The 22347-nt window shown below is 43.3% G+C and carries 19 protein-coding genes and 4 tRNA genes; 10 read left to right on the top strand and 13 right to left on the bottom strand.

The window, feature by feature from the left end; translation table 11 throughout:
- Window positions 1–273: 273 nt before the first annotated feature.
- Both LU351_RS11010 and LU351_RS11005 read right to left on the bottom strand, forming a co-directional pair.
- Window positions 274–2664 carry a response regulator gene (locus LU351_RS11010; RefSeq protein ID WP_232594122.1) on the bottom strand — a complete coding sequence of 797 codons (2391 nt, stop codon included), beginning with the start codon at window positions 2662–2664 and terminating at the stop codon, window positions 274–276.
- Between the two features lie 13 nt (window positions 2665–2677).
- Window positions 2678–3691: a cytochrome-c peroxidase gene (locus LU351_RS11005; RefSeq protein WP_232594121.1), complete on the bottom strand. Its 1014-nt coding sequence runs from the start codon at window positions 3689–3691 to the stop codon at window positions 2678–2680.
- 267 nt (window positions 3692–3958) lie between these two features.
- Between LU351_RS11005 and LU351_RS11000 the strand changes: the two genes are divergently transcribed.
- Window positions 3959–4825 carry a hypothetical protein gene (locus LU351_RS11000; RefSeq protein WP_232594120.1) on the top strand — a complete coding sequence of 289 codons (867 nt, stop codon included), beginning with the start codon at window positions 3959–3961 and terminating at the stop codon, window positions 4823–4825.
- A gap of 58 nt (window positions 4826–4883) precedes the next feature.
- Here LU351_RS11000 and LU351_RS10995 read toward each other — a convergent pair whose 3' ends face one another.
- The 5 genes from LU351_RS10995 to LU351_RS10975 all read right to left on the bottom strand — a co-directional run bounded on the left by LU351_RS10995 (window position 4884) and on the right by LU351_RS10975 (window position 9004).
- On the bottom strand, window positions 4884–6005 hold the full coding sequence (locus LU351_RS10995) for a mechanosensitive ion channel family protein (RefSeq protein ID WP_232594119.1): 1122 nt from the start codon (window positions 6003–6005) through the stop codon (window positions 4884–4886).
- 278 nt (window positions 6006–6283) lie between these two features.
- Complete coding sequence (locus tag LU351_RS10990; RefSeq protein WP_232594118.1) at window positions 6284–6556, bottom strand: TMEM165/GDT1 family protein; 273 nt, start codon at window positions 6554–6556, stop codon at window positions 6284–6286.
- 31 nt (window positions 6557–6587) lie between these two features.
- Window positions 6588–7634, bottom strand: coding sequence for a succinylglutamate desuccinylase/aspartoacylase family protein (locus LU351_RS10985; RefSeq protein ID WP_232594117.1), 1047 nt, complete (start codon window positions 7632–7634; stop codon window positions 6588–6590).
- Window positions 7635–7638: 4 nt separating this feature from the next.
- Window positions 7639–8544: a 30S ribosomal protein S6--L-glutamate ligase gene (rimK, locus tag LU351_RS10980; RefSeq protein WP_232594116.1), complete on the bottom strand. Its 906-nt coding sequence runs from the start codon at window positions 8542–8544 to the stop codon at window positions 7639–7641.
- A complete protein-coding gene (locus tag LU351_RS10975) occupies window positions 8516–9004 on the bottom strand; it encodes an ATP-dependent zinc protease family protein (RefSeq protein WP_232594115.1) in 489 nt (162 codons plus the stop codon). Before LU351_RS10975 ends, rimK begins: the two co-directional genes overlap by 29 nt.
- An 80-nt stretch (window positions 9005–9084) precedes the next feature.
- On the opposite strand from LU351_RS10975, the gene gloA2 reads away from it, so the two are divergent.
- A complete protein-coding gene (gloA2, locus tag LU351_RS10970; protein ID WP_232594114.1) occupies window positions 9085–9618 on the top strand; it encodes an SMU1112c/YaeR family gloxylase I-like metalloprotein in 534 nt (177 codons plus the stop codon).
- Window positions 9593–10294 carry a DUF4386 family protein gene (locus LU351_RS10965; protein WP_232594113.1) on the top strand — a complete coding sequence of 234 codons (702 nt, stop codon included), beginning with the start codon at window positions 9593–9595 and terminating at the stop codon, window positions 10292–10294. Before gloA2 ends, LU351_RS10965 begins: the two co-directional genes overlap by 26 nt.
- A gap of 90 nt (window positions 10295–10384) precedes the next feature.
- On the opposite strand, the gene LU351_RS10960 is transcribed toward LU351_RS10965, so the two are convergent.
- Window positions 10385–10768, bottom strand: coding sequence for an SgcJ/EcaC family oxidoreductase (locus LU351_RS10960; RefSeq protein ID WP_232594112.1), 384 nt, complete (start codon window positions 10766–10768; stop codon window positions 10385–10387).
- A gap of 588 nt (window positions 10769–11356) precedes the next feature.
- On the opposite strand from LU351_RS10960, the gene LU351_RS10955 reads away from it, so the two are divergent.
- Complete coding sequence (locus tag LU351_RS10955) at window positions 11357–13564, top strand: PKD domain-containing protein (RefSeq protein WP_232594111.1); 2208 nt, start codon at window positions 11357–11359, stop codon at window positions 13562–13564.
- Between the two features lie 624 nt (window positions 13565–14188).
- On the opposite strand, the gene LU351_RS10950 is transcribed toward LU351_RS10955, so the two are convergent.
- The 4 genes from LU351_RS10950 to folD all read right to left on the bottom strand — a co-directional run bounded on the left by LU351_RS10950 (window position 14189) and on the right by folD (window position 17834).
- Window positions 14189–15295: a class I SAM-dependent methyltransferase gene (locus tag LU351_RS10950; protein ID WP_232594110.1), complete on the bottom strand. Its 1107-nt coding sequence runs from the start codon at window positions 15293–15295 to the stop codon at window positions 14189–14191.
- A gap of 73 nt (window positions 15296–15368) precedes the next feature.
- Entirely contained in the window at window positions 15369–16076 is a 708-nt protein-coding gene (gene rsuA, locus LU351_RS10945) for a 16S rRNA pseudouridine(516) synthase RsuA (protein WP_232594109.1), read from the bottom strand.
- A gap of 61 nt (window positions 16077–16137) precedes the next feature.
- Complete coding sequence (locus LU351_RS10940; protein ID WP_232594129.1) at window positions 16138–16956, bottom strand: pseudouridine synthase; 819 nt, start codon at window positions 16954–16956, stop codon at window positions 16138–16140.
- Window positions 16957–16967: 11 nt separating this feature from the next.
- A complete protein-coding gene (gene folD, locus LU351_RS10935) occupies window positions 16968–17834 on the bottom strand; it encodes a bifunctional methylenetetrahydrofolate dehydrogenase/methenyltetrahydrofolate cyclohydrolase FolD (RefSeq protein ID WP_232594108.1) in 867 nt (288 codons plus the stop codon).
- 460 nt (window positions 17835–18294) lie between these two features.
- On the opposite strand from folD, the gene LU351_RS10930 reads away from it, so the two are divergent.
- From LU351_RS10930 to LU351_RS10905, 6 genes are all read left to right on the top strand, one after another.
- Window positions 18295–18371, top strand: a tRNA-Pro gene (locus tag LU351_RS10930).
- Between the two features lie 40 nt (window positions 18372–18411).
- Window positions 18412–18488: transfer RNA gene (locus tag LU351_RS10925), tRNA-Arg, on the top strand.
- Window positions 18489–18575: 87 nt separating this feature from the next.
- Window positions 18576–18651: transfer RNA gene (locus tag LU351_RS10920), tRNA-His, on the top strand.
- A 685-nt stretch (window positions 18652–19336) separates the two neighbouring features.
- Complete coding sequence (locus LU351_RS10915) at window positions 19337–19774, top strand: hypothetical protein (protein ID WP_232594107.1); 438 nt, start codon at window positions 19337–19339, stop codon at window positions 19772–19774.
- Between the two features lie 172 nt (window positions 19775–19946).
- Window positions 19947–20023 (top strand) — tRNA-Pro (locus LU351_RS10910).
- Between the two features lie 204 nt (window positions 20024–20227).
- Window positions 20228–20713, top strand: coding sequence for a flavin reductase family protein (locus LU351_RS10905; protein WP_232594106.1), 486 nt, complete (start codon window positions 20228–20230; stop codon window positions 20711–20713).
- A gap of 17 nt (window positions 20714–20730) precedes the next feature.
- Here the strand turns inward: LU351_RS10905 and LU351_RS10900 are convergent, their stop codons facing one another.
- Window positions 20731–22188 (bottom strand): two-component system sensor histidine kinase NtrB, encoded by a 1458-nt coding sequence (locus LU351_RS10900; RefSeq protein WP_232594105.1) that lies wholly within the window; start codon window positions 22186–22188, stop codon window positions 20731–20733.
- Between the last annotated feature and the right edge of the window lie 159 nt (window positions 22189–22347).

The following is a 22347-nucleotide window of genomic DNA, read 5'->3' as shown; positions in this document are numbered from 1 at the left end:
GTGTGAATTTGTTTTTTTATTTTATTAAATGTCTTCGACTGGTTGGTCATTGTTTCGATTCTTTTTTCTTGCGCCGCTTTTTTGTGAGCATAAACACGTTTGTTCTAGAGATGATTTTTACTCAATGTTTTAAAGGGGGTGCCATAGATCAGTAAGTCATAGAAAACGATTTCAAAAAACACCTATAGTGAAGAAGGGAATAGAAAAAATTGTGAAGTTCAAGCCGTTTGTCAGTATCTGATTGAGCAGAGAGTTTGGACGGCGTTGCAGATATTAACGGATATAAGAACCCACTAATTCGATGATTTCATCTGCTTCAAAAGGTTTGCCTAAATGCCCATTCATACCGGCTTTTTCGTAGCTACGGACTTCATCCTCAAGCACGTTGGCTGTTAAGGCATAAATCGGGAGTTGGTGAGGGGAGAAGTGTTCACGAATTTTTATTGTTGCTTCGATGCCATCCATCTCAGGCATCTGTATGTCCATCAAAACCAAATCGAAGGCGTTGTTCAATATTCTCTCAACGGCAATCTTTCCATTTTCGGCTGTGGTCACCTCGACGTTGAGTTCCATTAAAATCTCTTGTGCAACAAACAAATTAATGTCGTTGTCATCTGCAATCAATACTTTCAACGTTGAAGAAATATTATTGGGTTCGTCGCTATGAATGGGGCTGTCTAATTTAATGGCTGTGCTCTCGGCCTCGTTGTCCGATTGAGAGTCAATGTCGAGCTCTGTATTGATGTCATTATGTTTTCCGTTTTCTTTCCGTACTTGGCTTTCTTTCAGGGCATGAATCAAATCCTCTCTTAATATTGGTTTTGTTAAGATGGCGATCTCTTTTTCAACTTCAATGTTTTCTTTGTCGTAACTGGTAAAAACAAGGATGTGCGAGTTGGGGCTATGGTGTCGTGCATATTCAACAACTTCATATCCGTGCATATCGGGCAATACCCAATCGATTAATATAAATGAATAGAATGATTCATCCAGTTTGCTAAGCCCTTCTTTTGCCAAGGAGGCCACGGTTACATTCAGGCCTGCGTCTTCGGCAAATTTCTGCGTAATTTCTTGTGTGATTATATTATCTTCAATAATCAATAATTGCTCACCTTTAAAGGAAGCTGGGCTGCTTTCTATCAGGTTGCCCTGAGAATGCGATAAAGGCAATGTCACACAAAATTCAGATCCTTTGCCCAATTCACTTTTTGCTACAATATTGCCGCCCATTAACTCGGTTAACATTTTGCAAATAGAAAGCCCCAGCCCCGTACCGCCATACTTCCGTGTTGTTGATGATTCAGCCTGGGTAAAGCGCTGAAATAAGGTGTCTATTTGATCTTGAGCAATACCAATACCGGTATCGATAACAGAAAAAGCCACAATATCTTGATGGCTTTGTTGCTCCACAGGCACAAGCTGTAAGATTACCGAACCTTTTGGGGTAAATTTGATGGCGTTAGAGGTTAAGTTGAGCAATATTTGCCCGATTCTAACCGGATCCCCTTGGTAGGTTGGTTGGAGTTTTTTATCGCAATCAATAACAAACTCTAATCCTTTTTCCGATGCGCTATTGGACAGCATCGCTTTGATATTATCCAACAAATCACTTAAATCAAACTCTACAATCTCTAGGTTCAAATTTTCCGATTCAATTTTAGAAAAATCCAAAATGTCATTAATGATTGTTGTTAAGGATTTTACTGAAAATTTAATTTTTTCAAGGTGTGAGCGTTGGCGAGAAGTTAATTCTGTATTAAGCAGAATATCACTTAACCCCATAATGCCATTCATGGGGGTTCGAATTTCATGAGACATATTAGCAAGAAACCTGGCTTTGGCTTGAGCAGACTTTCTCGCCTTATGATTGGCAAGGTGTAACTGAAATGATTGTCGTAAAATTGAAGTCAGTAATAACCCAAATATCGAAGCGACAAAAGAGAATCCATAAAAGACCATGTTCCAATAATGATGCTCTTGAAATGAATTCAACCTACTCAACTCATTAGTTAAGACAGTATTAAATTCCGTTTTTTGAATAGGGTCTAGAAACTGATCGGATCTGAGTAGGTTGTCTGCAATAAATTTTGTGTGAATTTTAAACATATACCATAGGGCATTGTTAGTGTGGTGGATATCCGGTAATGTTTCTAACTTCAGTAGTAACTGTTTTTTTATCTGTTCTTTTTTGTCGATACTAATGGAGTTTTCTAAAGCACTTACAGTTGCTATTATATCAAGCGTTTGTGTTCGTTGTGCATTGGACATTCCTGTGTTTTCTAAGTCGAATTGTGCTACAAACTTTAATGATGTTTTTAACATCGTGGAGAGTTGAATATAGTTGGTGACATTTTCCATGAATTGTTTTAGAAGCGGGTTTAGTTTTGACTCTCGTTGGTCAGTTGTCGGCAATTTTTGCAGAATTTGTTCAAATTCAAACTGTTTTTCTGCGTAGCGATCAAGATGGTGAGTACGCTGTGATCTTGAGGAAACCGCTTCAATGGCAAGCTCTACGGCAAGTTCGTTTAATGTTGATTTTAGCTTGAAGTCTTCTTGGTGGTTTCTTAGGTGGGCATAAGCGTCAACAAATCGAAGGCCTGAAACAAGGATTGTGGTTAGAAACAATACTTCAATTCCATAGCTGATGACGTGTTTGTTCAACATAAACAATAAAACGCTACTGTAAGGAAGCTGGCATTTCACCAGTAAATGCCGTTAAAGCTGCGCGTAAATCCGAGACGTCATTATCCTCTAATTCTAACCCCAGTTGTCCTCGTGCCATAATGCGAATAGCCTGATTTAAATCCGCCACTGAACCATCGTGAAAGTAGGGGGCAGTCTTTTCTATGTTACGCAAACTGGGCACTTTAAATACATGCTCATCGAATTTATTCTCCGTAATCAAGTATCGGCCTTTATCCTTTAATAAATGTTTTGGAACACGGTCAATACGACCAATTTTTTGAAAGACATTACCACCAATATTTCGTCCTTGGTGGCACGTCACGCAGCCGTAGTCAATAAATTTTTGTAGGCCTCGTTCTTGGTCTGGGGAAAGGGCGTGCTTATCTCCCAGTAGATAACGATCAACGGGGGCATTGGGCGTAATAAGAGATTCTTCAAAAATAGTAATGGCTTTAATGATATTGGCTTGGGTAACACCCTCTTCACTTAATGCTTTAAAAGCGTGAGAAAAATAGTCGTCCTTTGAAAGCTTATTGATGACTTCCTCCCAATTGCTGCCCATTTCAAGAGGGTTATGAATAGGGCCTGCAATCTGATCACTTAAGTCATGACTTCGGCCATCCCAAAATTGGCGGAAGTTAAATACCGCATTAAACACACTCGGGGCATTTCGCGTGCCTTTTAATCCGCCAATGCCGGTTGACACTGCCATACTATCTTCTCCGCCATTGGCTAGATCATGACAGGTCGCGCAGGAAACTGAACTATCTTTAGACAGTAGAGGGCTTGTGAACAATGCTTGGCCTAACACCACCCACTGGCTTTCAATGCGGCGGATGCTCGGGATCGGCTGAATGGGCCCGTCAATAACGGTCATGTCATAGAGCGTGGAGGTGGAATCAACATTGTATAATTGATGTATTTCCTTTTGGGAATAATAAAGTCCAACCACTATTAAAATCAGTAAAAATGACCCACCGACAATGAATAAATATCGTGCGTTCATCAATACAACCAGTTTTTACTGTTCATTATTGTGAGTGTAACGCACGATGCTTATATCGCCAGCAAATGATATTTAAAGCATGATGGCTTAATTCATTAATTTTTATTGAACTGACTGTCGCTGGAAAATATTTAATTTTGCATAGATGAAATAAGTGTCACTTCGTCATTATAGTTTCATAAGAAATTCATAATATATGTCACTTTGTTCATTTATGTTATGCATGGATGTCAACTTTAATCATATTGTAGGAGTGAAATTCGGTTTATGAAAAAGAATCATTTTCTAGGGTCTGTTGTTATTGCGTTGAGCATATTATGGACGTCATCGGCTTTTTCAACCATTATTTCCACAGAAATAAATAATATAATTTACTCTCATGAAAACATTGAGTTAAATTGGGGTAATCTGCTTTGTGGCGGTTGCTCAAATTGGTATGCTTCATATATTAATATTGATTTGTACCAAAATGACCTTCCTTTTTACCGTATCTCCAGTAATTATCCCTATAACAAAATTCATAATCCTGACGGGATACCAAGTTACTGGTGGCTCGTGCCATCGATGATTGAGGGTGATAACTTTTCAATTAGAATTACAAATGCTCAAAACGAAAGCGAATTTGCCGCCACTAATACATTCAGTATTGAAAATACAGAAGCACATTTAAACATATTGCCAAATAGTGAATTTGATACATCAGAATACTGGGCTTTAAAGGATGAAGGGTGTCATAGCAATAACGCCAAACGATGTCGTATTGAATCGGAAACTTATAGTGCTATTTATGATGGGAAGTTGGATACAGGGAATATGAGCGATGGTCTGTATTTTATTGGAGAAAGTGCTCCGATTTCGGTAAATGGTAACTATTGGATTATACTGCCTAAGAATGTAAAAGGCACAATAGTGAGAGTGGTTAACGCTTCAGATAACAGTGTTGAAAAAGCTTTTTCACGCTCTATGGTGACTCCGCAAAGCCCTTATCGGCGTGAATCGGACGTTTACCTCTATTTCTCTGCAAATGAGCCGGTGTATATTCAACTAGAGGTTGATGGAGCTTATTTTGCTGATTCCCCAGAAGAGGCTGATGGATTACAACTTGATTACGTGAGAGTGCTTTCAGCGGATTAACCGGTTAATTGCCCACATCAGATTCACATCGTAGGTGTGGGCTCTATAGTGAAATGATTTATGAGGGAGAGCCATGATTTTCATGAATAATACGTACTTCACGCTGTGGGAAAGGTATTTCAATATCGTGCTGACGGAGTGTTTCGAAAATCAGTAATAACAGATCTCCGCCAACTCGATTTTTTCCATCATCAATGCCCTCCATCCAGAATTCAACAAACATATTCACACCTGAATCACCAAAGTTATCGATTTCACAGTCTGGGCGAAGTTCGATAGGGTATTGCTCGCCACTGAGTACAGAGGGGTGGCTGGCCACAGCGTCTTTGATAATGTCAACCATAGCACGAATATCTGTTTTATAGGCGACAGAGAAGTCCACACGATAGCGTTGTTTAGGATCTTTATGGGACCAGTTAATAAAGGTGGTTGTAATAAACTTTTCGTTGGGCACCATGATGTCTTTGCCATCATAGGTTTCCAGTGTGGTGTATCGCATATTGAATTCGCGAACGAAGCCGGTTTTCCCATCCTCCATTTCCACATAATCGCCTACTGTAAGTGAGCGATCTAACAGGATGATGATGCCGGAAATAAAGTTGGATGCGATAGACTGCAAACCAAACCCCAGCCCCACACCCAACGCGCCACCAAATACCGCCAATGCAGTGAGGTTGATACCCATAACATTGAGTAGTAACAATAAGATAATGCAGTAGAGTACCACTTCGAATAGTTTGGCAAAGACCTCCCTTGTACGAATGTCGAGGGAGGCTTGTTTGCGGATTATATCTTTTCCAACAGAATTAGACGCACGCCCTAACCAGAACAATAAAGAACCGAAAATCAGTACTCGTGCCAACCCATAGGCTGAAAGATTGATATTGCCAACTGTCACTGAAATACTTTCCAGTATTTCAGTAATCCCACTTAATAAGCCGGTAAAATGAAGAAAAAGAATAGGCAAGCCAATTACTTTAAACCATGTACTTAATATAGGATTGGCCACCCCGTTACTGATGAGCGAGTTACAGAAAAGTAGTACGGCAGTGGTCAGTGCAATGGTAAAAATCCAATTGTGTTCAAGTAATACTTTTCCTGCTTCTACTCCAAACTTGAGCAATATAATCACAACGAGCGGGAACAATACTCGGTCGGCACGAAACAGTAATTTGCGCAAAGGGTGGTTCCTTGCGTCAATAGGCTGTGTTATCTCAGGGACCCATTTTTTTGCTTTTATAGACAATAAATAGGCTGAACTATAGATTAGGATAATGCATCCAAATTGAATATAGCTGTCAACTTTAAAAATATCTTCACTAATGTTATGAGCATTTTTTAACAGAGTTTGCAACAATTCATCGTATTGCATGTAAATTCCTGAGGTGAGTATTAATGTTATTCTTAACACCTTAAATAGAGAGGTGCCGACGCTCAGCATCAAAAGAATTTGGATTTTTATGCCTTGTATAAGGTAAAGACGCCTATGATGATAAATCCGATTCCTGCGAGGTAATTTAAATATCGCTCATTGATATATTCCGATAATGTACTTCCTGCAATCACGCCCAGTAGAGAGGTAAAAACCAAGGCGGCGGATACTGCCAAGAAAACAGTTAATTCACTTGCCTCTTTATCAGCCGCGAAGAGCATGGTGGCGAGTTGACTTTTATCGCCTAATTCAGCGATAAATACCGCTGTAAAAATCGTTGCGAAAATTTTCCAGTCCATGTTCATGCCTTACAAAAAACAGTGACTTCTATCAGGGTTGCAAAGTGTTAGGTTCAAACCGTTCCTGAAATTCCTCCACCTGATCCAGTACGGTATCCGTTTTTCTTTTGTAATACGCAAGATGGAAGAGGGCGTCACCTTCGTGAGTGAGAGGTAAATTGGTGCGGCCTATGACGATGGCATCTTCTGGAGCGATAACCGGGTATTCACCATCGCCGAGGGGGTCGGCTATCACGCCCAGTGTGCTGCCTTTTTCTGCTTTGGCTCCTAATGGTAATAGTGCTCTTAGCACACCGCTATGGGTCGCTCGGACCCAAGCGGTACTGTTGGAGATAATGGGAGGGTGGCGTGGCTCTTTGTTTTTGAGCCTTGGGAGCATTCCCAGATGCCGCATTACATTCAAAATGCCTCGAACACCTGCACGTATTGAAATTTCATCAAAGCGCAATGCTTCACCAGCCTCATAAAGTAAAACGGGTATGCCGGCTTCTTCAGTGACGGCACGCAAAGAGCCATCCCGTATTTTTGAATCAATAATCGCGGGTACACCAAAGGCAGTGGCTAAATTTCGAGTTTCTTCTTGGCTCATATCAGCGCGTATTTGTGGCAAGTTTTCACGGTGCCTAGCGCCGGTATGTAAATCAATACCCTGTGTGCATTGTGCAATCACCTCGTTAAAAAAAGTGTGCGCCATTCTGCCTGCCAGTGAGCCCTTCTCGCTGCCCGGAAAGCTGCGGTTCAGGTCGCGACCATCTGGCAGGTATCTTGATTGGGTAATAAAACCATGGATATTCACGATGGGTATCGCAATCAATGTACCGTTAAGCCGTGCTATTTGTTTTTGTTTGAGTAAACGCCGAATAATTTCGACACCGTTAATCTCATCCCCGTGTATGGCGGCACTCACAAAAAGCGTCGGACCAGTACTTTTGCCATTAATCACATGTGCCGTCATGTCCGTGGTTTCGTGGGTTGCCATGGCTACGATGGGAATCTTTATGGCTTTGCGCTCACCAGGGTTAATTCGCTCGCCGCCAATCTCGATGGACGAATTTCTTGACGACACTTTTGTGTTCATTAACTTAGCCTTTACCTTTTGTCCGCGTTTGATTTGGCTTCGCGTTTGCCTCTATAAATTCGATAATCGAACCGGCGACATCTTTATGTGTTGCCTTTTCAATACCTTCAAGCCCAGGTGATGAGTTGACCTCCATTACGAGCGGGCCACGTTCTGCACGAAGTATGTCAACTCCCGATACTCTCAACCCCAGTGTTTGTGCAGCACTGATGGCGGTTTTTCTCTCCAGTGGTGTTAGCTTGGTTAGTTGAGCGCTACCCCCACGATGGAGATTTGAGCGAAATTCTCCTGCTTGAGCGGTTCTTTCCATTGCGGCAACCACTTTATTGCCGATGACTAAACATCGAACATCACTGCCCCCGGCTTCTTTAATAAATTCTTGTACCAGAAAATCAGCTCGTAACTCTCGAAATGCATCAATCACGCTTTCGGCCGCTTTGGCGGTTTCAGCGAGCACGACTCCACGACCTTGTGTGCCTTCCAACAGTTTAACCACTAATGGGGCGCCACCCACAAGCTTGATCAAGTCTTTGGTATTATCAAGAAAATGCGCAAACCCGGTAATGGGCATACCAATATCCTTTCTTGATAATAGCTGTAAGGCTCGTAATTTATCTCTTGATCGGCCAAGGGCGACGGATTCGGTCAGGCAGAATACACCCATCATTTCAAATTGCCGGATGACTGCCATGCCATAGCTTGTAATGGAAGCGCCGATGCGTGGAATGACCGCATCAAACCCCTCCAATTTTTCGCCCTTGTACCAAATTGCCGGTTTTGTTGAGGTAATGTCCATGTAACATTTAAGCGTATCGATGACTCGAACTTCATGGCCACGCGCTTCACCGGCTTCCACTAATCGGGTTGTGGAGTAAAGTTTGCTATTCCTCGATAGAATTGCAATCTTCATTGTTCATCTCCTGAGTATCTACTGTCATTTGTCCGAGTAAATAGGATGCTTCGGAGTCCACAATAAAACGCCCATCCAAAGCACTTCTGCCTAATAGCATCCGAAAGCGCATAGACTCTCGATCTGTTAGGGTAATTTCAGTATGAAACTGCTGATCTCCAATCATGATCGGTGTGGAAATGACATAACGTTGTTCTGAATGCCCACCAGAGTCTGTGACCTTACGCTGGTCAATCAATGGGGCAGAGCATTCAATGGTGGTTATGGTTTCATCTTGATTCGGATGCATGCGAAAGCGAACCCAACGCGCCCCATTATTCTCAAAAGGCTCAACAAAATAGGCGTGTAATGCACTGGTTTTTGCACCGGTATCCACCTTGGCTTTGATGGCCGGAATATTCAGGTCTGGTAAACTCACCCATTCGCGCCAGCCAACCCGACGTTTTGATTCGCTCATCATGATTGCCCTTACGTTGCTTGAATAAATGCTCTCTTAAGAGAGTACTTAAAGAGTGATCTCTAAGAGATTAATTAAAGAGAATGTCAGATATCACAAACACTGAATTGATAGCAAGATATTTTTACACTGGTAAACACAAACCCAATCTTGTTTACTTACATGCTTGTCACCGAGAGGATATTCCATTGCAATTATCAGGAATACACCATGTTGCTATCATCTGCTCCGACTACAAAAAATCAAAAGTTTTTTATACGGAAATTCTTGGGCTAAAAATTATTGCAGAAAATTTTCGTCAGCAACGAAATTCATACAAATTGGATTTGGCGCTACCGAATGGTGGGCAAATTGAGCTGTTTTCATTTCCAAGCCCACCGGCAAGAGCCAACCACCCTGAAGCAGCGGGCTTACGACATTTGGCCTTTGTTGTTCAGTCAGTAGAGCAATACTCTGCTTATTTGGCATCACAGGGAGTGGATGTTGAGCCGGTAAGAGTAGATGAATACACTGGCAGGAAATACACTTTTTTTGCAGATCCAGATGGTCTACCTTTAGAATTGTATGAAGATGACAGCGGAGAGTTTTTTAATGAACGGCTTTTTAATGAACAATAAATTACAACAGTGGGCAGGGGTTTTTGCCATTTTTGAGGCGCTGATTTACATTGCCGCCTTTGTTTATTTTGGTGCATTTTGGTCATATCCTTTTGATGGTACTTCAGCAGAAAAAATGACTTACCTGGCAGAAAATCAGGTTGTGTTTTCATTAATTTTGTTCCTGATGTATGTCGTATTTGGGGTTTTTCTCGCGGTACTTGTTGTTGGTTTGCATGAAAAACTAAAACAGTCAAATCATCCCGCTGTGTTAATCGGCTCTTTATTTGGTGTGATTTGGGTTGGCCTAGTGATCGCGAGCGGAATGATTTCTCATATCGGGCTTGGAAGTGCCATCGATCTTATGGAAACTAGCCCAGAAAAAGCCCTAGAGATGTGGCTTATTATTTCAGTGATTACAGAAAGTATTGGCGGAGGAAATGAGTTGGTGGGTGGCCTTTGGGTTTTGTTGATGAGCCTAGCGGCGTTATCTGCAGGCGTGTTCCCGCGTTTTTTGAATTACTTTGGTTTGTTTGTTGGTGTTGCGGGTGTTGCGACGATCTACCCTGACGATATATTTACTGAAATATTTGGCATTACCCAAATCGTTTGGTTTATCTGGCTGGGTGTATGCTTGTTAACTCAAGACTATGTGAAAAAGGCCACTGGTGTGAAAAAGCCAATGATTGCCAACTAACATGTAGGGTGGTGTACAAGGGAGTGTATGTCAGTGGGGTAAGCTCATTATTACCCCACATTAAAAATGGTATTAATTATTTTTAAACCATTATTCTGCTTCTGGCATCGCTGAAGAGTGATGGCTAACAATCAACCATTCGCCATCAATATTTTGGTAAGCAAAGCTGTAACGTGCTTTGACTTTTTGCCCGGTTTTTCCAAAAGTGAATGTGTATAAACCTGAATCTATGGCTAAATCGCCATTCATGGTGATTTGTCTCATATCAATGACGCCGGAAGGTTCATTGGTAAGAAAATGTACGAAGTAATCTTCTTTTTCTTCAGCGGTTAAGCGTGGCACATTGGATACGGTTGGTAAAAGAATGGATCGTTCGGCATAGTTTTTAACCACCGCTTTTGGGTCCCCGGTTTGAAGTGAGGCGTTCCAACGATCAAACAATGCCTCAATGGCTGCAGTGTCAGTTGAATTCATAGTTAGCTTACCCTTGTAATTGATTCTTATTGGACTCACAAAAGTTATAACACAACCCCAAAAGGAAGCATAGCTTTGAACCTTGCTAAGAATAGTGGAAAAAATAAAGTCGGGGTTAATGAATGTTTTTTGGAGGTTAGAAGTAGAATTTTCGGAAGTAATTGAGTTTTATACTTTTAAAACTTAGAAAAGAAGGGACTTTTTTACTTCTATTTTTGGGCTACATCTGGGAAAGGTCTAATCCACTAAAAGTATCGTCATCAGTAATGTTACCGTACCCAACACTTTGCTTGTTTGGCTATCTACTATAGTTAATGTCATTAAAAACGTTATACATCCGATGTTGATCTGAATTTTTTCTCTTTACATTGGTGATCAATTATTAGTTAAGATAAGTCAATGAGCGAGTTTTTCATCGCTTTTATACTTTTTTAATTAGTCCGTTTATTTGAGGCTGACATCAAACGTTGGTAGGATTCCGCCCCCACTATATTAAGTGGTTCGCTGTACATTTCTTGTTTAGCATTTCCAGTTTATTTATTTATTTTGTAATAGTTATACCGCTTTTATACAAATGGAGTTATATCTGTGAAGAGTAATTTGGGAGTTGTGTTGTTGGGTTTGGCTGCATTATCCGGATGTGGCAGTGATTCTGGCGGGGGGGGTAATGAAAATCAGGCTCCTTCCGTGACGATAGCCAGTGTGGATGTAAATGAAAAGAGTGAGGTCACACTGGAGGCGAATGCGGTTGATACGGATGGATCTATTGTATCTTATCAGTGGGAAGTTACTTCCGATCATGTCATCGAGCTTTCTGACACGACCTCAAGCACCCTCAGTTTTGTTGCTCCCGAGGTGTTTGAAGATACTGAAATGACCTTTCAGGTAACGGTAACCGATGCTCAAGGAGCATCGGCAACAAGTCAAGCCACGGTGGTCGTTAATCAATTAACTATCCCCCTTACTATTAAAGGCTTGGCAACCGATGAGCCCTTACGCAATGCAGAAGTTAATTTGTTCATCAACGGACAGGAAGCGGGCTTTAGCGCAGTTACCGATATGGATGGTGTTTATGAGTTAGCAGTTGAGCTAGATGACTCTCAGATAGACAGTTTTTTATCTCTGCAAGTGAAAGGGGTTGAAGCCCAAAGTGCAGCGGAGTTGATGTCTTTGATGGGTACTGTTGATTTTTTGGTTCAGCTGGCTGGAAGCGATACTGTTCTTGATAGAGATGAGTCGGCCAGTGTCAATATCACCAATGTTACTACTGCAATATACGGGCTAATTTATCGTGATAATGAAGGTAGCCTTCCAGTAACAAATGAAGCGCTGGAAGAGGCTATGCAAGCACTTGACTTTGATGAAGTATTAGAGCTTGCCACCTTGATTAAAGTTGCCATCGACCACGGGCCTTTAGATGAAGACTTGGCACTGCCTGCTTCTATTGACTCCACATTAAGCCTTGTCACCGATCTAGATTCTTTAGTGCTGTATTCAACGCAAGTTCAAGGTAACCCAGAAGTGGCGACATCTTACGAAGCGCTCTTTGAAGATGAAAATCTATTACCCGCAAGTAATGTGATGCTTGAAGGGCGGGTATACATGCTTCCACCCTGTGAGGAGTGTTTTTCACGAGGCAGCTTTTCCTTAGAGGAAGATGGTACGGGTACTTTCTATGGGTACAATGGTATTGCTCAGTTAAACTGGAGCGAGGAGAATGGTGAGATCACTATGGTGCTTGATTCTGGTGATGATTTTGAGAGATACAGTCATTATGACTATGAATTAATGACCTCTATATATGATAATTATCATTATGATTACCGTTTTTCAGTCATCTCCAGTGTGAATCATTCGCATGTATTGAATGTCACATCCATTCGCACGGTGAGTGCCTTTGACAGAGATAACCCCAATAACCACATAGCTCCCCCTGAAATATCAGAAAGTAGTCGAGTGATGCCTGCTCTGGAGGAAGCTAATATAGAGCCCATTGAATTTGAAATGGGAGATCAAATAGCCATTGAGCATGATGAAAAATCAATTGAAAATTACCAGAGTATTCAGTCAGCGTCAGATACATTTATGCATTATAGTGCAGATATTTTTGCTTTAAATGAAGGTGGTGTTGCCGAGAGTAGGGTTGTTGGACAGGACATGAATTGGTCGCTAGAAGGAGGCTCTTTATTTTTAGAAGAGGGCTCTTCGCAAATGCGCGTTTCTGTATTGACGTCTAACGGTGCAACAGAAAACTTTTTTGTTAATGATATTTATGTTGATGGCGAGTTATCCAATAGCGTTGTTTACAAAGGGAGTATTTCAACATCATTCCCAAGCTTTGTTGGCGAAGCTATACCTGGTGTGTATCGTTATAATAAAGTTAGCTCGATTGAGGAGAATAACTTAAACCATTTTTGGCTTGAGCTATCGGAGAGTGGTCGTGCCTATACAATATCCACGAGAGACGTTGATGGAAATGGGCAACTTGAAAGCAGTGAAGTGCGCATCATGTATGGGCAATGGTCAATCGATGACGGACAGCTAGAAATAACGCGTTATTTTGATGAAAACGGAGACTATAACCCTCTCTGCTTTGATGGAAGTATGGCCGGTTGTTGGTTGTATAATACTCGTACTTGGCAGCTGCTTGAGCAAAAAAATAATGCCCTTTTGGTTTATCATGAGCATAACTTCCCTGCAGACGACGTAAATAGATTTAATGCATCTATTAGGCGTGATACGAGAACACTTTATAAAGCGGAAAGGCCAGTAGAGATTGATTTAACGATAGAGTAACCTTTCATACTGCTAAGTCGTTGGTGGGTGCCCGAAGGCCCCACCAACCAACCGCAGATGCCGCAAATCACTTTTTCTCTTTTCTCTCGACTTAATGAAGTGCGCGCCAAGGCCGACCACGAAATAGACCGTAGGGGACTTAGCCACTTCTGACGAACAGATCCGATACTTAAAAGGACACGCTCTCGCTTAGTTGTTCCATGGACTTGCGGGCCCGGAGGCCATGTTAACACCGCAGCAGATAACCTTTAAAAATTTACGGTAGCTGGAGCGCTAGGTCAATCATCCTGCTTGATCGATTTGTAATGTAAAGATTAAAAATCGATACCTGTTTCGTCTGAAAAAGACGAATCTTTGCTTAATCAATCTTTTGTAAACATAAACCCTGCCCAAGAAATACCACCGCCTACCATACGAATGACCAAACAATCACCCGGTTGAAATTAGAGGGGGTGGCGTTTAACCCATTGATGATAATTTATAAAAACGGTCGGAGAGTCCACATTACCATAGTGATAAAAATGACGGGCAACAGACGTTTCTTTAATTTCTGATTTATCTAATCTGTACGGAAGGGCTAAAAATAATTGGATAAATCAGAATTTATTTAAAATCATTATGGGTTTAGCCAACAAGCCTAACCACCTTAAAACTCTTGTCTCGCTTAATCACTTCCACAGTTTTGAATGGCTTAGTTGAATAGCGTTGTGCTCGGGTTTCTAGGCCAATAAATTGATTCACTACCACAAAGGCTTGTCCGCTCGGGCGAAGGTGTTGTGCGATGGCGTGAATGAATTTTTCGGTGAGGTCGGTATGGGTGTCAAACCCTTGGTGGAATGGGGGGTTGCACACTAGCCAGTCATAGCCCTTTTTATCTTGCGTGTTATAGAGCCCGCAATCGTCTACCCAGCCCGTTATCGGTAAGGCATTGGCTGTTGCGGTTTCTTGTAACGCCTGGATGGCCGTAAAGTTGTTGTCCGTTGCGTGAATTTCACCAAAACCTAAGTCGGCGGCAATCACGCTGAGATAACCGTAACCACAGCCTAAATCCAATATTCTGGTATTGGATAAGTCACTATTTGCGTTGTTTGTCAGCCATTCTTGTAACGCTAAGGCCAGGAATTCACTGCCGCGATCCAGCTTTTGCCAACCGAAGATGCCGGGCTTGCTGACTAAAGAGTAGGTTTTCTCATGTTGCGATACAGAGTGAATATCGCCAATCGAGCGAAGTTGGGCGTAATCCTTGGTGTCTAAATGAACGGAGTTATTCGGATGGGTTTTGACTAACGTTGCCAAATAATCTTTTCCGTGTTTTTCAATATGACCTTCGCCAAAGCCTTTTTTACCGTTGGTGAAGTAGCTTTTAATCCCTTCATTTTTTTCACCGGCAAGATGCAGCTTGCCTCTTGGGGGTAAAAAAGACAGAGCTTGATTAATGATGTGGTTGGTGACGGGCTTTTCTTTGGAGATACGAAACCACAGTGAATTAATGGCGCTTGTTGAAAACACAGATAAATCCATGTCATTTAAAATGACCTGTTTTTTCGGCTGTGTTTTGCACACTTTGGTGAGGTTTGAAAAAATGTCCCATCGATTGGTGAGAAAATAATTCGCTGAATGAGCGAGGGCTGCAACACTGGCGGCGCTGCCTTCATCTAAAATCCAAAGAGAGGCGTCGGCAAAGTCAGTGGCGTGGGCATGTAACAGTAGATCAATACAAGAGTCGGTCATAATGGTTAGATCAATATTTATAAAATCTGTTGTGATGATATTTTAGTCAATGCATTTTCATGGGCGGGGGGCTTCATGAAGGGGTAACACTGTCTATTTCGGCCTGTGTGAGAGGTCGGTATTCTCCGGGAGCCAAGAACTCATCCAATTGAATCGTGCCAATACTTTCTCTGTGCAAGGCTTCCACATGATTGCCAACGGCGGCCAGCATACGTTTGACTTGATGATAGCGGCCTTCGGAAATAGTCAGTCGAATTTCATTGGTAAATAAAACCTCGACTTTGGCGGGCTTGGTGGGGTAGGGCTCGTTGGCAAGTTTCACACCGTTTTCCAATTGCTGAATCGCTTCCGTGGAGATGTTGTCGGTTAGGGTCACTAAATAGCGCTTTTCGCATTGATATTTGGGGGAGGTTACCCAGTGATTCCATTGCCCATTGGTGGTTAATAGCACCAGGCCGGTGGTGTCGATGTCCAACCGCCCGACAATTTGTAATGCTTTTTTGAGGGGTAAGTCTTCGTCTGCGAAAAAATCCAACACCGTCGGGTGATCGGAATCCTGATTGGCACACACACAATCCAGAGGTTTATGAAACATCCAATAGTGTTCTTCAAACGGGTTTAATACGGTGTTGTCCAGTGCGATGATGTCATCGGCAGTGAGTTTTTGTGCCGCATTGGTGGCTATTTCACCATTAATGGTAATTCGGCCTTGCTTAAGGGCTGGTCGCACTTGCGAGCGGCTCAACGGGGAACGGTGACTGATAAATTTGTCCAAACGCATATTGGTGTTCTTCTTGATGTTCTTTGAGTACTTGTGTTTTTGGTGGATATGTAGGGTGTTTTTACAGTGCACCGGGAAATAAATGCTCCACGACAGTCTGAAAATAGTGATCCAGTGGCGCAGTAACGGTAATTTCTGCACTCGTGTAGGGGTGACAAAACGTTAATTGGTGAGCATGCAGCATCAGCCGGCCTTCTTCAACAGACCGATATGGGCTTTCACAAGCGGTATTTTGACACGTCTCGACGGTTAAAAAATAATCCCGAAAGCCACGGTTGTGTATACCTTTACCATGTTTGGCATCCCCAATAATGGGGTAGCCGATGTGTTTCATGTGCCGACGAATTTGGTGTTTTCTCCCCGTCACGGGTTGGCAACGGATGAAAGAATAGCGTGTGGTGGGAAAGCGATCGACAGAAATGGGTAATTCTGCGGAGGCGAGCCGTCGATAATGCGTTACCGCAGACTGCGCGGGTTTGTTTTGGTTTGTGTGCTTATCAGCGATTTTATCCAGCTTTTCTTTCAGTGGGTGATCAATGCACCCTGACTCCGGTGCCCAGCCTCGAACGATGGTCAAATAGCGTTTCTGCCAATGCCGCTGCTCTTGGCTTTCACCCAACTGGCGGGCCACGTCGGCAGATAAGCCGAACAATAGCGCACCGGAAGTGGGCTTATCCAAACGGTGTATGGGGTACACCCACTGACCCAGTTGATCCCGCAGGATTTTCATGGCAAAGCGCGTTTCGTGTCGATCAATGGGGCTTTTATGCACTAACAATCCAGAAGGCTTGTTAATGACCACGCAATGTTCATCTTGATATAAAATGGGTAAAGGTGGCTCGCCGCTGGGGGCGACGAGTTTTTCACGAGGCGTTTCCATTGGCACGGCGATTAGTCGCCCAGCATGGATTTTTCGCCAGAATCCACAGATTGGTAAATCAGAGTATTAATGGTCATTGGGCCAACCCCACCGGGTACGGGAGTATAGGCACTGACTCGGTCCAATAAGGGAGCCAGTTCTACATCACCTACGCCGGGTTGTCCGTCTACGCCTGGGTGGTAACCGGCATCGACGACAACCGCGCCGTCTTTAATCCATTCTGCTTTGACAAATTCACGTCGGCCCACTGCTGCCACGATGATGTCCGCTTGTTTCACATGCTCGGCTAGGTTTTGGGTTCTAGAGTGGCAAATGGTCACGGTAGCATCGGCGTTTAACAGCATCATCGCCATGGGTTTTCCCAGAATGGGGCTTCGACCAATTACAACAGCGTGCTTGCCAGAGAGCGGGATATCATAAGCTTCTAGTAATCGCATAATGCCTTTCGGCGTGGCACAACCATAGGCACTTTCGCCCATACTCATGCGCCCGAATCCGAGACAGGTCACACCGTCCACGTCTTTTTCCAGAGCGATGGCATCAAAACAGGCGCGTTCGTCGATCTGAGCCGGTACAGGGTGTTGTAATAAAATGCCGTGCACATTGGGGTCGTTGTTGAGCTGATTGATCGTATCGAGAAGCGCTTCGGTCGAGGTGCTTTCGGGGAGCTCGACTTTTAATGAGTCCATACCGATGCGTTGGCAGGCATTGCCTTTCATCTTTACATAGGTGGCGGAGGCTGGGTCACTGCCGACTAATATGGTGGCGAGAATAGGGGTTTTACCCTCGGCTTTTGCTTTCAGGGTGTTAACCCGTTGGCTGAGTTCGGATTCTGTTTTTTTAGCAAGGCTTTTTCCGTCGAGTACCAGTGCAGGCATGATGGCTTGGGTTCCTAGCGTTAGAGGTGGATGTTCGGATATCACATTGGGTGTAGGGTGGTGATTCCGTTTATTTAGGGGAGGATTGAGGTTACTAACCTTTAGGTTACTCGTACCCTTAGGTTATTCGTCCCCTGTCTGCGGGCGCGTATTCTCCCATAGTGAGTTCATAAGGCAATAACCTGTTTCAAGGGGGCGTTGCTATGATATGAATTATGTCATTGTAGTTTATGGGGGCTGGTGGAAGATTGGCCATTTTGCTCGGTTTAAGGCGAATGTTCTACAAAGGCACCGAAATGTTCAGAAATACACCTAAGTGATTGGTTTACCTTACAAAAACCCTGAATTAACGTTTACAAAGCGTTGACGAGCATGAGGGGCATCGGTATTATGCGCACCACTTGAGACGAAGGGGCGGGTTAAGCCAAGGTGAAATCCAAACAAAACGTTTCAATATGATCGGAGTGTAGCGCAGCTTGGTAGCGCATCTGGTTTGGGACCAGAGGGTCGGGGGTTCGAATCCCTCCACTCCGACCATTCATTCAACTCAGTGTTGACGCCTTAGGCGGTAATCTGGGCGCTCGTAGCTCAGCTGGATAGAGCAACGGCCTTCTAAGCCGTGGGTCGCAGGTTCGAGTCCTGCCGGGCGTGCCATACATGCTGTTTGGTGAGAAGACGCAGTGTTGGAAGACGCAGTGTTGAATGTAATTCTTTCACGAGTTCATGCCGTGAATATCAATGGTGACTGTAGCTCAGTTGGTAGAGCCCCGGATTGTGATTCCGGTGGTCGCGGGTTCGATCCCCGTCAGTCACCCCATTATCAAAGCATTTCCCGGTTAACATCTACTAACAAAACCCCATTTCCTAATATTTTTCCTAATATAATTATTTTACATCTCCCATTCATGATGCTTGATTGCAGGTTTCTCTTTGCTCTGCATGAATTGAGATACTTCCTATTATCGTCATTTTGTGGTGCTCCCGATTCCGGGTAGTCACTTATAAACCCTCAAATATGCGAACGGCCATGGTGAACTACCATTGATTTTGTGAAAAATTTCATATTTTTTATCCTATGGTTTAGCACTTAGTCTACGGCTGAAAAATCTTCACCCATTGCCATGACCCTCATTTCCCAAGCAGCACAAAAAAAGCCACTTCCTGAAGGAAGTGGCTCAAGCTCATGATGCTAAAACAAACTAAATATCACTTAAGATATTCGTCTCCACCCAATTCAAAAATAACAAATTAGGCATTGACGATAAAATTATGCGCCTGGTGTGAAGGTGTGTATATAAAACGAACGGTCTATTTCTTGGTATTTTAGGTTGTGCAGGCTACAACTTAAGGCTTAGGTCTTAGGGGGTACAGTAATAATAGTTTGGCTCCTGTACATTTTGAGCACGTTGAGGGAGTGCAGTATTTCTGTGTTGGTTATCTCTGGCTCGCCGATAGTGCTTTAAGGGAATGTAAAAATAATGTGGAACGAAAAGGTCATTGCTATGTTTAATGTCACACCCATCTTCGCAAGACAATGGTTTTATTGTAGTCAAACTATAGAGGCGTTTTCACTCTCTAGTCGCTCTCTCAGTGATGATTTTCTGCATGATTTGCATAGGCGCTATAAGAGTAAGTTTGATACTGAAAAAGCTGAAATTGCTCGAGTCATTAATTGTTGTGATGATGAGTATGTAAAACAGTGGTTGACGTTGGCTCAGGTGAGTTCCGTAATTTTTGCGCCTTATGTGACCCATGGCTTTCGATATAATAAAGACTACTCAAAGCGTTATTTTACGGTGATATTTGGTGACAAACGTATTGATGTGAAATCCCATGAAGTGGTGCATATTTATGAAGATGGCCAAGTGGAGTTTATTGCGGCATCGATTCATTCTGGGCTCAAATGTTTGCAGGCGGTGGATTTTACGTTGGCAGCTTAAGGCTTGTTGCTGTTGTTTTCCTAAACAATGACACCCCCCTCAAAAAAGGACTTCCATTTTATGCCAAAATTTTCTACCATGCGTCTCCGCTGTTGAGGCAAGAGTTAAGAGTTCTTCTTACTTTACCGCCTCTTAGCTTAAGATGTTTTTATCGTCTTAGTTTTCAGTGTATCGGAGTGTAGCGCAGCTTGGTAGCGCATCTGGTTTGGGACCAGAGGGTCGGGGGTTCGAATCCCTCCACTCCGACCATTCTATTTTTCCTTTCCTATTCTTTTATTCTTAGTGTTTACATTCTCATGATACCCGTGTTTATCATCGGTTCGTTGGCAATTGTATTGTAATATTGACTGAGTCCCGTTATTTTCCGAAGCAGATAGGTTGTGTGGCGCGAGCTTCAGTTTGGGCTCGTCAATCTGGGTTATTGTCATCTGAGTTCATTAATATGAGGTTTGCATGAAGGAATTCGACTTAGAGCAGTCGATGAAAGAAGGTATGCGTCGTTTGGCGTCAGGTGTTTGTGTGGTATCGACGGTTGAGAAGGGTGGCGCTCGTCAAGCGATGACGGCGTCATCTGTCACATCGGTATCCATGGAGCCTCCATCGCTTTTGGTTTGCGTGAATCGCAGTGCGGCCATTTATTCGTCGTTAATGGGGGGGCAACCTTTTAGCATCAGTGTTTTAGGAGCCGATCAGCAAGATGTATCCAATCGCTGTGCCGGCTTAGAAGATGGTGAGGCTCGATTTGAAATTGGAGATTGGCAGCAGTGTACCGAGACTGGAGTTTGGTATTTGGGTGACGCTCAGTCGGTCTTTGTGTGCCAAAGGGCGAAAGACATCGAGTTTGGCACTCATTTAATTATGATAGGGGAAGTTTCTCGTGTTTTGGTTTCCGAGGCGCCAATATCCTCACTGATTTATGTGGATGGCGGCTATTTATAGGTGCTTATTGTCTTATGCTACCCGTCCTCTAATAAGGGAAGGTGAATGGAAAAGCACGTGCCTTCACCTTCATGAGACTCTACTTCAATCGTGCCATCGTGGTGTTCGGTAATAATAAAATACGACACAGATAGGCCTAGCCCAGTCCCTTGCCCGACGCCTTTGGTTGTGAAAAACGGCTCAAAAATATGGCTGATCACATCGTCAGGAATACCTGGTCCGTTGTCTTTGATGTCAATGATGAGTTGATCAAGTTCGGTTCGCGTGGTTAGGGTGATTTCAGGGGGAATGCCGGCTTCTTCGCAGGCTTGGCAGCCATTTCGTATGAGATTTAAAATGACCTGCTGAATTTCTGTGGGGGCACAAAGACAAATATCCTGCTCTGCTTTCAACTCTAATATCAAATTGCTTGAGTGCGCTTCTTTTGATTCGCCGGTTTCAAAGCCTCGTTTGGCGAGTTCGACAGCGTGTTCAATAAGTTGGTTAATGGCTTCTGGCCCCCTCGACTCGGCACCGCCATGAGAAAAATCCAGCATGTTTTTTACAATCAATGCCGCACGTTCTGCACCTTCTCTCAGTGTTTCTATTGAGCGTTTAACGCCGCGCTGTTCAAAATAGTGTTGCAAGTTTTCAAGGTCGAGGTTGCATTGTTCGGCAATGTTGCGGTTGGCTGGTAACGATAGGCTGGTGCGGCGCTCAATGTTTTGAATACTATTAATAACGGCAGCAAGAGGGTTGTTAATTTCGTGAGCTAAACCGGCGGCCATCTCACCCAATGACATCAGTTTTTCGTTCTGCACCATCATATTTTCAACTTGCACTTTTTGAGTCACATCATCTATGCGAACCACCGCGCCATTGTGATCTCCTTTCAGTGGGTAAATGGTGAGATCAACATAGCGTCGGTGGCTACCATGTCCTTGGGCGAGGCACTCAAAACTCATCGGGTCGTCACCGCCTAATGCCGCTTTTAAAATTTCCGGTTTAATATTGAGGTACGGGTACATGTTGTCGATGGTCTGCCCAACGGCATCTTTTTCACTAATGGCGGTAGAAAGCACGGCAGCATTATTCCAGTGAGTAATGGTACCGTCTTCGGCCAAGCCAATAATAATGGAGGGCATAGAGTGAATGATGCTGTGATAGTAAGCTTGGGTCTTTTTTAGAAGTGCTTCTGTGGCTTTGTGTTGAACAATTTCATTGCTTAATTTTTCATTGAGATCATTTAATGTTTCTGTACGTTTGGAGACCCGGTCTTCCAGTTGATGTTGATCTCGGAGTAGGGCGGATTGACGTTTTTCATGCTGGGCTTTACTCAGTAATAGAGTGATTAGCAGTAGCGTTGTTACGCCACTCAACAACCATTCTGTTTGAGATAGGGCGTTGTTGCTGAGTGGAGAGGCTAGGCAGAAAGTGGGAAGGGTGGTTAAGGAAATAGCTGCTGTGGCGGTAAGACTGGCAAGGGGTGTGCTCATAGAGAGTCTCTGGATCAGGCAGTGTCAGTATTGTGGGTAACTATAGATACCTGTTATGTATATCTTTATTATGAGTATTGTCGCTGGTTGGTGCATTTTGTCCAATGCTGTTTATGTGTTCTCAGCAATTATGGCCAGCAGAGTATGGTGTTGAGACTG

This window comes from Marinibactrum halimedae (assembly GCF_021234875.1).
GTDB lineage: Bacteria > Pseudomonadota > Gammaproteobacteria > Pseudomonadales > Cellvibrionaceae > Marinibactrum > Marinibactrum halimedae.
This window is presented reverse-complemented; position numbering and strand designations above follow the sequence as displayed.

Coding starts and splice junctions, on each gene's coding strand:
- LU351_RS11010 (WP_232594122.1), bottom strand. CDS start 2,664: ATGTTGAACAAACACGTCATCAGCTATGGAATTGAAGTATTGTTTCTA.
- LU351_RS11005 (WP_232594121.1), bottom strand. CDS start 3,691: ATGAACGCACGATATTTATTCATTGTCGGTGGGTCATTTTTACTGATT.
- LU351_RS11000 (WP_232594120.1), top strand. CDS start 3,959: ATGAAAAAGAATCATTTTCTAGGGTCTGTTGTTATTGCGTTGAGCATA.
- LU351_RS10990 (WP_232594118.1), bottom strand. CDS start 6,556: ATGGACTGGAAAATTTTCGCAACGATTTTTACAGCGGTATTTATCGCT.
- LU351_RS10985 (WP_232594117.1), bottom strand. CDS start 7,634: ATGAACACAAAAGTGTCGTCAAGAAATTCGTCCATCGAGATTGGCGGC.
- rimK (WP_232594116.1), bottom strand. CDS start 8,544: ATGAAGATTGCAATTCTATCGAGGAATAGCAAACTTTACTCCACAACC.
- LU351_RS10975 (WP_232594115.1), bottom strand. CDS start 9,004: ATGATGAGCGAATCAAAACGTCGGGTTGGCTGGCGCGAATGGGTGAGT.
- gloA2 (WP_232594114.1), top strand. CDS start 9,085: ATGTCAGATATCACAAACACTGAATTGATAGCAAGATATTTTTACACT.
- LU351_RS10965 (WP_232594113.1), top strand. CDS start 9,593: ATGAACGGCTTTTTAATGAACAATAAATTACAACAGTGGGCAGGGGTT.
- LU351_RS10960 (WP_232594112.1), bottom strand. CDS start 10,768: ATGAATTCAACTGACACTGCAGCCATTGAGGCATTGTTTGATCGTTGG.
- LU351_RS10950 (WP_232594110.1), bottom strand. CDS start 15,295: ATGACCGACTCTTGTATTGATCTACTGTTACATGCCCACGCCACTGAC.
- rsuA (WP_232594109.1), bottom strand. CDS start 16,076: ATGCGTTTGGACAAATTTATCAGTCACCGTTCCCCGTTGAGCCGCTCG.
- LU351_RS10940 (WP_232594129.1), bottom strand. CDS start 16,956: ATGGAAACGCCTCGTGAAAAACTCGTCGCCCCCAGCGGCGAGCCACCT.
- folD (WP_232594108.1), bottom strand. CDS start 17,834: ATGCCTGCACTGGTACTCGACGGAAAAAGCCTTGCTAAAAAAACAGAA.
- LU351_RS10915 (WP_232594107.1), top strand. CDS start 19,337: ATGTTTAATGTCACACCCATCTTCGCAAGACAATGGTTTTATTGTAGT.
- LU351_RS10905 (WP_232594106.1), top strand. CDS start 20,228: ATGAAGGAATTCGACTTAGAGCAGTCGATGAAAGAAGGTATGCGTCGT.
- LU351_RS10900 (WP_232594105.1), bottom strand. CDS start 22,188: ATGAGCACACCCCTTGCCAGTCTTACCGCCACAGCAGCTATTTCCTTA.